We start from the raw sequence: 12,886 nt of genomic DNA, 5'->3' as shown, positions 1-12,886 counted from the left end.
CTAAAAATCACCACCGAGACGATCTGCCGCGTTGAGCGGCAATTCGTAATTGTGTCTATAGGTCATCAGCCTGCGTGAAACGCGCATTGTTTGCGTCGCAGCAGGCGCTTTCGCTCTGCGAATGCTGGACTTTTCCAATGTTATGCTGCAATGCAGCATTTCGGTGTTTGTCCTGCAGGCAGGGCATCGCCGCGTACTGCAGATTGTTGATATCACCGAATTCCATTTCAAGATTTCTCGTCGTTCCGCACATGCGTGTCGGGTCGGAGCCTGTCCCGGAGCTATCCATCCATGAGCAAGGGTGCCTCAGCCGCAACGCTGCAAAAGCAGCAGGTTATCAGCTGGGCAGATGTACTTACCCTCACAGGTGCGTTTCTCTTCGTTCTTGCAAATGTGACCCCGGGGTCCGTATGGCTGCTCCGGGCTGCCGCTGCTCTGGCCACGGTGGCGGTGCTGTCTGATTGGAAACGGCTTGCGACGATTGCCAAAGTGTTCGTCACCGCCGGCTTCATACTCTGCGCAACGTCGGAATTCCTGCTTCCGGCCGGCAAGGCTGCGATCGTGGAGCGCGCGCTCTACCAGGGCGTCGGCTTCTCCTCGTTCCTGTCCGTGCTCGGCATGCTGCGTTATGCGGTCGGGCGTTCGGACATCATCAGGAATGCGGCGGAATATCTGATGAGCATGCCCGGGCGCAGGCGTTACCAGGCGGTGAAGGTCGGCAGCCATCTGCTCAGCCTGCTCTTCAATATCGGCATCATCTCGCTGCTCGGGCAGATGGTGGCAAAGGCGACCGAAGGTCAGGACCGGCAGGGCGAGCGCCGTTCCATCCTGCTTGCTGCCATGCGCGGAACGGTTCTGATGACGATCTGGTCGCCGCTCGGTGTCGGTTTCGCCATCATTACCCAGTCCATTCCCAATCTCGCGCCGACGGCTTTTATCATTGCCGCCTTCGCGACTGCTGCGGCTTTGATCCTCGTGACGACATTCTTCCACACCGAGGTGACAGGCCAGACAATCAATGCTGTGCTCGACGACGGTGACAGGCCATCGGCCGGGCCGCTTGCGATAACGCTTTGCGCCTGCGTCGGGCTGTTTGGCGGCACGCTGGCGATCCACGCTGCGATCGATGTAAGTCCGCTTGTCGCCTCGCTGATCCTCCTGCCGCTGTTTGCTCTCGGCTGGATCGTTTACGAGCAGCGTGTGCCGATTTCGGGGCTTGGACGCGAGGTCAAAGGCATGGTCGGCAACATGTCGGTGATGCGGACGGAGAGTGCTATCTATCTCTCGGCCAGCGTCATCGGGGCAACGGCTGTCGTCTTCCTCGATGGCAAGGGAGATTTTCTGGCGGAGCTGAACCAGTTACCGCCTTCGGTGCTGGCAGGTCTGTGCATCGTGGCGATCGCGGCGAGCGCGCTTCTCTTCGTGCCGCATTCGATCGTGGTGGTGTTTCTCGCCCAGTTGTTCGGGGCAGCCGCCTTCGGCAATGCTCATCCGATGCTGCTGGCACTGGCGCTTTCGCTCGGCTGGGCGGCGGGGATCGCGCTTTCGCCGATCAGCGCGATGACGATTACCATGGCGCGCCTGACATCCACCTCGGCTACGACGATCGTCCTCAAATGGAACGGTGCATTCGCAGCGACCGTGATGGCCAGCTCGCTTCTGCTTGTGCTGGCCGTTTCATTCTTCTGAGTTACGGTGAGCTTCCGCGGATGCGGGAACTCGATGATGGAGACGATGTTGCTCGCAGCAGATGGGCCCAGAGCTGGCTCAGAGCTCGCGATCAGCGATCTGCTGTTCGATCAATTCGCGAGCGAGTTCGTGCGTGCCGTCTTCGTCATCGCCGGCCACCTCACTGATCTTGTCCATGGCAGAGAGGTAGATTTCCTTTTCCTCCTCGCCGGTCAGAATTCCCTTTTCGACCAGGGCGTCGATCAAGGAGTAGAAAACCGCCGCTGAAGAAAGCGTTATAGCCTCAGACATAAGTCTGGCGGATTCGTAAGTCATGCCCGCACCTCAATTATCCGATTCAGAAACACGCACTAAAGGGCGACCGCGACATTGCTGTGACGCCTCCACTTTGCGGCACTATTAGCTCCGCGAGCGCTCTTATTTAATGAAAAGTGCCCATTTTTCAGCTTTGAGCAAGCAAGAATACCAAGCGAGGTTACGGGGTAAGGTTAATTCGAGCAATTCCGGCGCTTGCGGGTATTAGGATACCTTAAAACAGGGATGCCAAAAATTCTCGTGCATCCCGGCATGTCCGAGCGTGGCAAATCCCTCTACTGCTTCTGCTTTCAGAGGTTCGGCCCGGCTGCTTAATTCCAGTAGGCGGCGGCGGTGAAATCACGTTTCTGCATGCCGCGAGCGGTCAGGCATGCGCGCGCAGCGCGTGCGTGATCTGCATGTCCTGCAAACCATACATAAGCGCCGTCGACCAAGTTAAAGGCCTCCAAAGCCGGGATCAGATCGTCGACGGTCGAGACCCTGTGATCGGCCGCGAGCTCGCAGAGATCCTCACGGCTTGCCCTGATAAATGCGCGGACGTCGCCTGGGGCTTCCTGAAGGATCCGGATGATGGCCGGCACTGCGGTTTCATCGCCGAAAAGGAAAAGGTTGCGGCTCTCGGGGCAGCCGCCGCCGCCCGGACCGATGATGCCGATCGTGCGTCCGACCGGATCTTCCGCCAGCCAGGCGGATGTCGGGCTGCCAGCGTGTTCGAAGATGTCGAATTCGAGCCAGTTCTGGCCATAAGCCACGGTGGTGTAGACGGGCCGGTGCAGGGCGTCGTCACCCTCTGGCCATACGGTGCGGCCGGATGCAGCGATGCGCGGCCAGCAGGGTGGGCGGCCCTTGCGGGGGATAAGGAGGCGGAAGTGGTAGCTGCAGCCTTCCCCAAAACGTTCCGTATCGTGCCCTTCGAGGCGCACGCGGGTGAAGCCGGGCGACCGTTTGGTGATGGATGCGACCTGCATCAGCGACATGCCGGGTGCGAGCGCGCCTTCGGCCACTTCATCCCATTTCGGGCAGAGGAGACATTCTTCGAAAAGCTCGGTCAGGCTGCCCTGAAGGGTCTGCAGCAGACGCTGTTCGGGCGACGAGATCTCGATCGTGACGCCGGTTTCGTCCGGATAAAGCGTTGCCTTGGAATTCCAGACATGGAAGCAGAAACCTTTTGCTTCCTGCGTCAGCGGCACTTCCCACTCAGCTGCGCGTTTCTTCAGCGCATCGATTGCGGCACCGTTGTCACGGGTAATGCGGCCTCGGGTCTGGTGAAGCATGGCGGTTGTCCGGAATATCTATCGTCTCCCCGGACTAAGATCATTCATGAGTTATGAAGTCAACTATTGTTGACCGTGACAGGCTTGCGGGTGTCGATCGCGTTCTTATCCGAGCCGCGGAGCGATCCGCGAATACGGCTCTTGCCGACCTCGATCACATGCCGCATTGCCGACATCGCCTTGGCCGGATCACGCGAGGCGATGGCATGGACGATCCGCAAATGGTTGGTCGCCACTTCGTCGATTGTTTCCGGTGAAGCGGCGGGGGACGAGAGTTCGAACGAAATCGCGAGTGCCGCTTCGATCAGTGCGCTCGCCGAACGCATGAACGGGTTACCGGACATGCGGGCGATGGCCAGATGGAATTCGAGATCCACCTTTGCGATCGATTCCGGCGTGTGGTTGAGGTTGTCGAATTTCGCCGCGATCGCATAGAGCGCGACGATGTCGTCGCTTGTGGCGCGGGCCGCAGCTGCGGAGGCTGCTGCCGGTTCAAGGGCAAGGCGGATCTCGGCAAGATGTTCGATGAATTCGTAATCCAGCCCGCTCTCGAAACGCCAGCCGAGGACATCCGAATCAAAGAAATTCCAGCTGTCCCGCGGCAGCACGCGCGTGCCGACCTTTGCCTTTGCTTCGATCAACCGTTTGGCGGAAAGCGTCTTCATCGCCTCGCGCAGAACGGTGCGGGAGACGCCGAAACGGCCCGAAAGCTCCGCATCGCCGGGCAGGAGCGAGCCTTCCGGTATCTTGCCGGAGACGATACCGCGCCCGAGCTCGGCGACCACATGGGCGTGGTTGCCGCGCCGCTTCCGGCCGCTGATGGTCGTTTCCAGAAGACCCAAAATCAAACTTCCTTCAATTGTCGTACCGCAAGTCGGCGGTCCGAATACCAGATGATGGTGCGCTGCAACACAATGAATACGAATAACAGGATGCCGATGACGATTTTCGTCCACCAGGAGGACAGCGTTCCGTCGAAGACGATGTAGGTCTGGATCAGCCCCTGCAGCAGGATGCCGATGAAGGTGCCGGCGATCAGACCGACGCCGCCGGTCAGCAACGTGCCTCCGATCACCACAGCGGCAATCGCATCGAGTTCGACACCGACCGTCGCCAGCGAATAACCGGAGGATGTGTAAAGCGTATAGACGATGCCGGCGAGACCGGACAGGAAGCCCGACAAGGCGTAGATGCGGATCGTCGTCGCACCCACTGGCACGCCCATCAGCTCGGCTGACTGAAGATTGCCGCCGATCGCATAGACATTGGCGCCGAAGCGGGTGCGCGAGGCGACGATGATGCCGACGGCAAAGACTAAGAGCATCACCATGGCAAGCAGCGTCAGCCGTCCGCCACCGGGGAAGCGGATGTAAAAGCCGAGCATGGTGTCGATGAATTCATGGGTGATCGGCACGGACTGGGTGGACACGAGATAGGCCGCGCCACGGGCAAGGAACATGCCGGCAAGCGTCACCACGAAGGGCGGGATCATCAAATAGCGAATCATCGCGCCCATCAGGCAGCCGAACAGGGTCGAGATGACCAGCGCCGCGAGAAAGGCGGTGAGCGGATGCACGCCGAAGGAGCCGACCAAAACGGCGACAAAGACGCTGGTGAAGGCGATGACCGAGCCGACCGAAAGATCGATGCCGCCCGACAGGATGACGAAGGTCATCCCTACTGCTGCGATGCCCAAAAAGGCGTTGTCGGTCAGAAGGTTGCCGATTACCCGCGTCGACAGCATGTTGGGAAACTGCAGGACACAGAGCCCGTAGGCGATGACGAAGATCGCCAGCGTGGTGACGAAGGGCAGGTTGCGGGCATGGATCATCGTGTCGCCTCCTTCGTGCCGTGGTTGAGCTTGCCACTGCGCCGCGTGGCCTTGATGAAACCGAAGAGGGTCATGATTGCCGGCGATTGCAGTGTCAGCACCACGATGATGATGCCTGCCTTGATGATGAGGTTGAATTCCGGCGGAAAGCCCGAAACGAGAATGCCAGTATTGATCGACTGGATGATCAGTGCGCCGATCAGCGAGGCGGTGATCGAGAAACGTCCGCCATTGAGCGACGTGCCGCCGACGACGACTGCAAGGATGGCATCGAGTTCCAGCCAAAGGCCGGCATTGTTGGCGTCGGCACCGCGAATGTCGGCGGTGACGATCATGCCGGCAATGGCGGCGCAGAGGCCGGAAATCGCATAGGCCGAGAATAGCAGGAAGCGGGCGCGCACGCCGGCAAGGCTTGCCGCGCGGCGGTTGATGCCGGTCGCCTCGATGAGGAAGCCGAGGGCGGTGCGCCGCATCAGCAGGCCGATGGCGAGTGCGGTTCCGACCCACAGATAGATCGGGACCGGAATGCCGGCGAGTGAGCCGGAACCGAGTGCTGCAAACGTATCGTCATTGAAGGTGAGGATGACACCTTCGGTGATGAGCTGGGCGATGCCGCGGCCGGCCACCATCAGGATAAGCGTCGCGATGATCGGCTGGATATCGAGGACGGCGACAAGAACGCCGTTCCACAATCCGCAGACTACGCCGACACCGAGAGATACGGCAATCACAACCGGAAGCGAATAACCGTCGCTTATCAGTGTTGCGGCGACTGCGCCGCAGATGGCGATCACGGCACCGATCGAAAGGTCGATGCCGCGTGTTGCAATCACCAATGTCATGCCGACAGTCAGGAGCGCGACGGGGGCAGCGCGAACCAGAATGTCGATCAGGCTGCCGTAAAGCCGCCCGTTCTGGACGGAGACCGTCAGGAAGCCGGGGGCGATGAGACTGATAATGCCGAGAATGATCGCGAGCGCGACAAGCTGTGGTGCCAGGCGACGTAGACGGCGGGTAAACCAGGTCATTATGCGGCCTCCGTTTCGCCGGTGCCGGCAATCGCCCTTATGATGCCGTCGGTGGTCAACTGGCGGCCCGAAAGCTCGGCGACATGCCGACGGTCGGAAAGCACGATAACGCGGTGGGCCACTGCGGTGAGTTCTTCCAGCTCGGAAGATATGACGACGAGCGACATGCCCTCGGAGCACAATCTTTCGATCATTTTCAGGATTTCCGCATGAGCGCCGATATCGATGCCGCGGGTCGGCTCGTCGAGGATAAGCAGCCGTGGTTCCGTCACCAGCCAGCGGGCAAGGATCGCCTTCTGCTGGTTGCCGCCGGAGAGAAACTTGATCGGCCGTTCGCGGTCCGCGGGGCGAATGTCGAGAGACTTGATGAAGCTGTCGGCGAGTTCGCGCTTATGGGCTGACGAGATCGGCCGCATCCAGCCGCGCTGCGCCTGCAGCGCCAGCACGATATTGTCGGCCACCGACAGGTCGCCGACGATGCCATCCGTCTTGCGTTCTTCCGGACAGAAACCGAAGCGGTTGGCGATAGCGGCTTCCGGCGAGGCGATTGAGACCTGTTGGCCATCGATCGTGGCGGTGCCGCTGTCGGCGCGGTCGATGCCGAAAAGCAGAAAAGCGGTCTCGCTGCGGCCGGAACCAAGCAGGCCTGCAATGCCGACGACCTCGCCCGGCCTGATATCAAGATCGAAGGGCGCGACGCTGCCCTTCTTGCCGTAATTCTGGAACTGGATCGATGGCGCGCCGCGATCGTCGATGGTTTCCGGCTCTGCCTGATGATCGCGGGTGATGTGCTGCAGCTCGCGGCCGAGCATCATCGAGATCAGATCGAGGCGCGGCAGTTCCGAGATTGCGCGGCTTCCGACCAGCCGGCCGTTGCGCAGCACGGTGACGCGATCGGCGATCTCGTAAACTTGATCGAGGAAATGGGTGATGATGACGATGCCGACGCCGTCTTCGCGCAGCTGGCGCAGAACGGTGAAAAGGCCTTTCACCTCGTTGGCATCAAGGCTTGCCGTCGGTTCGTCGAGAACCAGGACCTTGCCGGAAAGATCGACGGCGCGGGCAATCGCGATGATCTGGCGGATCGCGACGGAATAGGAAGAAAGAAGCGCATCGACGTCGATATTGAGGCCATATCGCTCAAGCAGAGTTCTGGAGCGCTCGCGCATGGTGCGGCGGTCAATCATGCCGAAGAGGCGCGGCTGGCGGCCGAGAAACAGGTTTTCCGCTACCGTGAGGTTCTCCAGAAGATTGACCTCCTGATAGACGGTGCCGATGCCAAGCGCCTGTGCAGCGGCGACATCATCGGGGGAAACCTCGTTGCCTTCGAGATAGATCGTGCCCCGGTCGCGGCGATAGACGCCGGTCAGGATCTTGATCAGTGTCGATTTGCCCGCGCCGTTTTCGCCAAGAAGCGCATGAATCTCGCCCTGCTGAAGGGTGAAATCGACGTCTTCAAGGGCGGATATGCCGAAAAAGGATTTGCCGATGCCTCGGGCTTCGAGAAGAGCGTGTGGTGCTGACATGTCTTCGTCCCGCATGCTGATGAGAAACCGAAGCGGGTAATCCCGCTCCGGTCATTGATCCTGTCCGGCTTCGAGCGCCGACAGCGGGAGATCAGTAGCCGAGGCCTTTCTTGGCTTCGTAGACCTTCATCGGATCGTCCTTCTGAGTGTAGAGCTTGGACTCAGTCTGGATCCACTTCTTCGGTTCCTTCTTGTCCTTCAGATACGCTTCCAAAGCATCGAAGGCGGGGCCGGCCATGTTCGGCGTCAGTTCGACGGTCGCGTTGGCTTCACCCTTGGCCATAGCCTGGAAGATATCCGGCACGGCGTCGATCGAGACGATCTTGATGTCGGTGCCCGGCTTCAGGCCGGCTTCCTTGATCGCCTGGATTGCGCCGACAGCCATGTCGTCATTATGGGCGTAAACGGCACAGATATCCTTGCCGCCGCCTTCCGCCTTGATGAAGCTTTCCATGACTTCCTTGCCCTTGGTGCGGGTGAAGTCGCCGGTCTGCGAGCGCACGATCTTGATGTTGGACGCAGCCTTGATGCCTTCCTCAAAGCCCTTTTTGCGGTTGATTGCCGGTGAAGAGCCGGTCGTGCCCTGAAGCTCGACGACCTTGCAGTCCTTGGAGCCGACGTCCTTGGCAAGCCATTCGCCGGCGACCTTGCCTTCGAAGACCTGGTCGGAGGTTACGGCGGTCAGATAAAGATCCTTGGGGGACTCGATTTCGCGGTCGAGAAGAATGACCGGGATTTTCTCTTCCTTGGCTTCCTTCAGAACCGCATCCCAGCCGGTGGCGACCACCGGAGCGATCAGGATGGCGTCGACGCCCTGGGCAATGAAGCCGCGGATCGCCTTGATCTGGTTTTCCTGCTTTTGCTGGGCGTCAGCAAATTTCAGCGTAACGCCACGCTTTTCGGCTTCCTGCTTGGTCACAGTCGTTTCGGCTGCGCGCCAGCCGGATTCAGATCCGATCTGCGAGAAGCCGACTGTCAGTGATTTTGCGGAAACGCCGGATGCAAGAGTTGCAAAAATAGCGGCAGCAGTTGCCGCGACGAGAGCTTTTTTCATCTTAATCCTCCCAGAGATGATGAAGCAAACTGGCGAGGCAAGGATTGGCATATAATAATACTTTTTCAACCCCCAATTTAACGACTTGCCGAAAATTCGATCAAACTGTCGGAAATGTTGGCGAATTGCGTGTATTGGTTGGGCCTATAGCCTGAAAATTGACCAATGCCGATTTACCTTTACGGAAAAAGACGTTCTTGACATCGGCAACGCAAATCCAATAGTCGTATTTTTGAAAGATGTCAGGTCCGCGACCTGATAGGAGGACGGCATGGCCTGTGGAGGCGCCATGTCAAATCAGACAAAATGGATGACGGGTTTGATGCTGAGAATTCTGCAGATTGCCGATGACGCTGGTGCAACCAAGGTTGTTGCATGGGAGGGGCAGGGCCCCGGCCATGTCGTCAATGGTGTGACTTCGACCTATGATCTGGCGATGCAGGCAATTGCTGCGGGCCGCAGTCTTGCGGCGCAGATCGAAGCGCTCGGCTTTGGTGCAGATATCGATGTCGAGCTTGCTGCGCGCGAAGGCCGTATCGGTCTGCCGATCTCGCATCCCGATCCCGCTCATTTCATCGTTGCCGGCACAGGTCTGACGCATCTCGGTTCGGCCGATGGTCGCGACAAGATGCACAAGGCCGCTCAGGCTGAAGACAAGCCGACCGATTCCATGCGCATGTTCCTGTCGGGCGTCGAAGGCGGCAAGCCTGCCCCGGGCCAGATTGGTGCGCAGCCGGAATGGTTCTACAAGGGCAATGGCTCGCAACTCAGGTCCACCGGCTCCGATCTCGTCTCGCCTTCCTTCGCGCTCGATGGTGGCGAAGAGCCGGAACTTGCCGGCATCTATCTGATCGGTCCTGATGGCACGCCCTTCCGCGTCGGTTTCTGTCTCGCCAACGAGTTTTCCGATCACGTGACCGAGAAGGGCAACTATCTGTGGCTCGCTCATTCGAAGCTGCGTCAGGCGTCGCTCGGGCCGGAGCTGCTGATCGGCGACTTGCCGGATCACGTTGAGGGCACGTCGCGCATCCGCCGTGGCGATCAGGTTATCTTCGAGAAGCCCTTCCTGTCGGGCGAAGCCAACATGTCGCACTCGATCGCCAATCTCGAATACCATAACTTCAAATACGACATCTTCCGCGCGCCGGGCGACCTGCACGTTCATTTCTTCGGCACGGCTACCTTATCCGTCTCGCACGGCATCAAGACCGAAGAAGGTGATGTGTTCGAGATCGATGCTGCGCCCTTCAAGCTGCCGCTCGTCAACCGTCTGACCGTCGCCGCGGCGATGTCGGTTGACGTGCGCAAGCTTTAAGGAAAATTGATATGGGTAAAATTCGTCTCGGCATCGTCGGGCTTGGAAAGATCGCCAGGGATCAGCATCTCGGCGCGATCGAAGCGACCGACGGTATCGAACTGACGGCTGTCGCCAGCCGTAACGCCAAGCTGGAAGGCGTTCACTGCTTTCATGACATCGATGAAATGCTGGCATCCGGCGTCGAGCTGGACGCGATCTCGCTCTGCACGCCGCCGCAGGGGCGTTTCGCCCAGGCCAAGGCTGCGATCGAGGCCGGCAAGCATGTGATGCTGGAAAAGCCGCCGGGTGCTACGCTTTCCGAAGTCTTCGCGCTGGAAAAGCTGGCCAAGTCCAAGGGCTTGAGCCTGTTTGCCACCTGGCACTCCCGCGGTGCCGCAGGCGTCGAGCCGGCGCGGGCATTGCTTGCCAAGCGCAAGCTCAAAAGCGCTTCGGTCGCGTGGAAGGAAGACGTTCGTCACTGGCATCCGGGCCAGGCCTGGATCTGGGAACCGGGCGGTCTCGGCGTGTTCGATCCGGGCATCAATGCGCTGTCGATCGTCACCCGCATCATGCCGGAGACATTCCATCTCACCCATTCGGACCTGACCATTCCTTCCAATCGCGCAGCACCGATCGCCGCCAATCTGACGTTCGAGACCGCATCCGGCTTGCCGATTACGGCGGAATTCGATTGGCGCCAGACAGGCCCGCAGACCTGGGATATCCGTGTCGAGACGGAAGAAGGCCCAGTCGTTTTGACGCATGGCGGCAGCCGCCTGATCGTCGATGGCGAGGCGCAGATCGTCGAGGAAGATCGCGAATATCGCAATCTCTACCGGGATTTCGTCACGCTCGTCTCCAAGGGCGAAAGCGATACCGACTTTTCGCCGCTGGTGCATGTGGCCGATGCCTTCATGCTGGGCCGGCGCATCGAAACTGAAGCATTCGAGGACTGACAATGGCAGATCACGGCAAAACCCCGTCCACCGAGATTGCAACCACGGCTAAGCGCAAACTTCGTTCGCGCGCCTGGTTCGACAATCCCGACAATGTCGACATGACGGCGCTCTATCTGGAGCGCTACATGAACTTCGGCCTCAGCCAGGCCGAACTTCAGTCCGATCGCCCGATCATCGGCATCGCGCAGACCGGTTCCGATCTGTCGCCCTGCAACCGTCATCATCTCGAACTGGCCAACCGTCTGCGCGAAGGCATTCGTGAAGCCGGCGGTATCGCGATCGAATTCCCGGTCCATCCGATCCAGGAAACCGGCAAACGCCCGACCGCGGGTCTCGACCGTAACCTTGCCTATCTCGGTCTCGTCGAGGTTCTCTACGGCTATCCGCTTGACGGTGTCGTGCTGACGATCGGTTGCGACAAGACCACACCGGCCTGTCTTATGGCGGCGGCCACCGTGAACATTCCGTCGATCGCCCTTTCCGTCGGTCCGATGCTGAACGGCTGGTTCCGCGGCGAGCGCACCGGTTCGGGCACGATCGTCTGGAAGGCACGCGAACTGCTGGCCAAGGGCGAAATCGATTATGCCGGCTTCGTCAAGCTGGTGGCCTCGTCGGCTCCGTCGACCGGCTACTGCAACACGATGGGTACGGCGACGACGATGAATTCGCTTGCCGAAGCGCTCGGCATGCAGCTTCCGGGCTCGGCCGCCATCCCGGCACCATATCGTGATCGTCAGGAGGTCTCTTATCTGACCGGTCTGCGTATCGTCGAGATGGTCAAGGAAGACCTGAAGCCTTCCGACATCCTGACCAAGGATGCTTTCGTCAACGCCATCCGCGTCAACTCGGCGATCGGCGGTTCGACCAATGCGCCGATCCATTTGAACGCGCTTGCCCGCCATATCGGCGTGGAACTGACGGTCGACGACTGGCAGACCTATGGCGAGGAAGTGCCGCTTCTCGTCAACCTGCAGCCGGCCGGTGAATATCTCGGCGAGGACTATTATCATGCGGGCGGTGTTCCGGCGGTCGTCAACCAGCTGATGGGCCAGGGCCTGATCAACGAAGACGCGATCACGGTCAACGGCAAGACAATCGGTGAGAACTGTCGCGGGGCGATCATTGAGGATGACAAGGTCATCAAGCGCTATGACGAACCGCTGAAGGCACGCGCCGGCTTCCGCGTGCTGCGCGGCAACCTGTTCTCTTCGGCGATCATGAAGACCAGCGTCATCTCGCCGGAATTCCGCGAACGATACCTTTCGAACCCGAGCGACCCGGAAGCCTTCGAAGGCAAGGCCGTGGTGTTCGATGGTCCGGAAGATTATCATCACCGCATCGACGATCCCTCTCTCGGCATCGACGAACACACGGTTCTGTTCATGCGCGGTGCCGGTCCGATCGGTTATCCGGGTGCGGCCGAAGTGGTCAACATGCGTGCGCCGGATTACCTTCTGAAGCGTGGCATCAGCTCGCTCGCCTGCATCGGTGACGGTCGCCAGTCCGGCACGTCGGGCAGCCCCTCGATCCTCAATGCTTCTCCGGAAGCGGCGGCAGGTGGCGGCCTGGCGCTTCTGAAGACAGGTGACCGGGTACGTATCGACCTTGGCCGCGGCGAAGCGAATATCCTGATTTCCGACGACGAGCTTTCCGCACGTCGCCGCGAGTTGGAAGCCAATGGCGGTTATCATTATCCCAAGCACCAGACGCCTTGGCAGGAGATCCAGCGCGGCATCGTGGGACAGATGGAGACCGGCGCGGTTCTTGAGCCGGCTGTCAAATACCAGCGCATTGCGCAGACCGAAGGTCTGCCGCGCGACAATCACTGACCTTTAAAGGCAGGCGTCCTTTTTGAGGTCGTGAGGGCGGCGAGGAGCCAGCCCGAACTAACTCGGTGGCCCGTTGGGGGCCAC

At 59.9% G+C, this 12,886-nt stretch carries 11 protein-coding genes; 4 read left to right on the top strand and 7 right to left on the bottom strand.

Going from position 1 to position 12,886, the window contains the following annotated elements; translation table 11 throughout:
- Window positions 1-291: 291 nt before the first annotated feature.
- Window positions 292-1,689 (top strand): hypothetical protein, encoded by a 1,398-nt coding sequence (locus GGE33_RS24560; RefSeq protein ID WP_183829320.1) that lies wholly within the window; start codon window positions 292-294, stop codon window positions 1,687-1,689.
- Window positions 1,690-1,767: 78 nt separating this feature from the next.
- Here GGE33_RS24560 and GGE33_RS24555 read toward each other — a convergent pair whose 3' ends face one another.
- The 7 genes from GGE33_RS24555 to ytfQ all read right to left on the bottom strand — a co-directional run bounded on the left by GGE33_RS24555 (window position 1,768) and on the right by ytfQ (window position 8,723).
- Window positions 1,768-2,004, bottom strand: coding sequence for a hypothetical protein (locus GGE33_RS24555; protein ID WP_148147705.1), 237 nt, complete (start codon window positions 2,002-2,004; stop codon window positions 1,768-1,770).
- Window positions 2,005-2,315: 311 nt separating this feature from the next.
- Window positions 2,316-3,278 carry a siderophore-interacting protein gene (locus GGE33_RS24550; RefSeq protein WP_183829317.1) on the bottom strand — a complete coding sequence of 321 codons (963 nt, stop codon included), beginning with the start codon at window positions 3,276-3,278 and terminating at the stop codon, window positions 2,316-2,318.
- 59 nt (window positions 3,279-3,337) lie between these two features.
- Window positions 3,338-4,120 (bottom strand): FadR/GntR family transcriptional regulator, encoded by a 783-nt coding sequence (locus tag GGE33_RS24545; protein ID WP_183829313.1) that lies wholly within the window; start codon window positions 4,118-4,120, stop codon window positions 3,338-3,340.
- A 2-nt stretch (window positions 4,121-4,122) separates the two neighbouring features.
- A complete protein-coding gene (gene yjfF, locus GGE33_RS24540; protein WP_183829309.1) occupies window positions 4,123-5,109 on the bottom strand; it encodes a galactofuranose ABC transporter, permease protein YjfF in 987 nt (328 codons plus the stop codon).
- Window positions 5,106-6,137 (bottom strand): ABC transporter permease, encoded by a 1,032-nt coding sequence (locus tag GGE33_RS24535; protein WP_183829306.1) that lies wholly within the window; start codon window positions 6,135-6,137, stop codon window positions 5,106-5,108. Before GGE33_RS24535 ends, yjfF begins: the two co-directional genes overlap by 4 nt.
- Complete coding sequence (locus GGE33_RS24530) at window positions 6,137-7,663, bottom strand: sugar ABC transporter ATP-binding protein (protein WP_183829303.1); 1,527 nt, start codon at window positions 7,661-7,663, stop codon at window positions 6,137-6,139. Before GGE33_RS24530 ends, GGE33_RS24535 begins: the two co-directional genes overlap by 1 nt.
- Before the next feature lie 91 nt (window positions 7,664-7,754).
- On the bottom strand, window positions 7,755-8,723 hold the full coding sequence (ytfQ, locus tag GGE33_RS24525) for a galactofuranose ABC transporter, galactofuranose-binding protein YtfQ (protein ID WP_373289457.1): 969 nt from the start codon (window positions 8,721-8,723) through the stop codon (window positions 7,755-7,757).
- A gap of 316 nt (window positions 8,724-9,039) precedes the next feature.
- Here ytfQ and araD1 point away from each other — a divergent pair, with 316 nt between their 5' ends.
- Genes araD1 through GGE33_RS24510 form a run of 3 tightly spaced genes read left to right on the top strand, consistent with a single transcriptional unit; the run spans window position 9,040 to window position 12,802 of the window.
- Window positions 9,040-10,032: an AraD1 family protein gene (gene araD1 / locus GGE33_RS24520; RefSeq protein WP_183829387.1), complete on the top strand. Its 993-nt coding sequence runs from the start codon at window positions 9,040-9,042 to the stop codon at window positions 10,030-10,032.
- An 11-nt stretch (window positions 10,033-10,043) separates the two neighbouring features.
- The gene (locus GGE33_RS24515; protein ID WP_183829300.1) at window positions 10,044-10,970 is read left to right on the top strand and encodes a Gfo/Idh/MocA family protein; all 927 of its coding nucleotides are present in this window, start codon (window positions 10,044-10,046) and stop codon (window positions 10,968-10,970) included.
- A 2-nt stretch (window positions 10,971-10,972) separates the two neighbouring features.
- A complete protein-coding gene (locus tag GGE33_RS24510) occupies window positions 10,973-12,802 on the top strand; it encodes an IlvD/Edd family dehydratase (RefSeq protein WP_183829297.1) in 1,830 nt (609 codons plus the stop codon).
- Window positions 12,803-12,886 lie beyond the last annotated feature (84 nt).

It is taken from the genome of Aliirhizobium cellulosilyticum (assembly GCF_014198105.1).
Taxonomy (GTDB): Bacteria; Pseudomonadota; Alphaproteobacteria; order Rhizobiales; family Rhizobiaceae; genus Neorhizobium; species Neorhizobium cellulosilyticum.
Note: the sequence above shows the minus strand (reverse complement) of the source record. Positions and strands in the feature narration are given on the sequence as shown.

What these genes read in the sequence shown, in the direction of transcription:
- GGE33_RS24515 (WP_183829300.1), top strand. Translation starts at nt 10,044, where the DNA reads ATGGGTAAAATTCGTCTCGGCATCGTCGGGCTTGGAAAGATCGCCAGG.
- GGE33_RS24555 (WP_148147705.1), bottom strand. Translation starts at nt 2,004, where the DNA reads ATGACTTACGAATCCGCCAGACTTATGTCTGAGGCTATAACGCTTTCT.
- GGE33_RS24530 (WP_183829303.1), bottom strand. Translation starts at nt 7,663, where the DNA reads ATGTCAGCACCACACGCTCTTCTCGAAGCCCGAGGCATCGGCAAATCC.
- GGE33_RS24535 (WP_183829306.1), bottom strand. Translation starts at nt 6,137, where the DNA reads ATGACCTGGTTTACCCGCCGTCTACGTCGCCTGGCACCACAGCTTGTC.
- GGE33_RS24550 (WP_183829317.1), bottom strand. Translation starts at nt 3,278, where the DNA reads ATGCTTCACCAGACCCGAGGCCGCATTACCCGTGACAACGGTGCCGCA.
- yjfF (WP_183829309.1), bottom strand. Translation starts at nt 5,109, where the DNA reads ATGATCCATGCCCGCAACCTGCCCTTCGTCACCACGCTGGCGATCTTC.
- araD1 (WP_183829387.1), top strand. Translation starts at nt 9,040, where the DNA reads ATGCTGAGAATTCTGCAGATTGCCGATGACGCTGGTGCAACCAAGGTT.
- GGE33_RS24560 (WP_183829320.1), top strand. Translation starts at nt 292, where the DNA reads ATGAGCAAGGGTGCCTCAGCCGCAACGCTGCAAAAGCAGCAGGTTATC.
- GGE33_RS24510 (WP_183829297.1), top strand. Translation starts at nt 10,973, where the DNA reads ATGGCAGATCACGGCAAAACCCCGTCCACCGAGATTGCAACCACGGCT.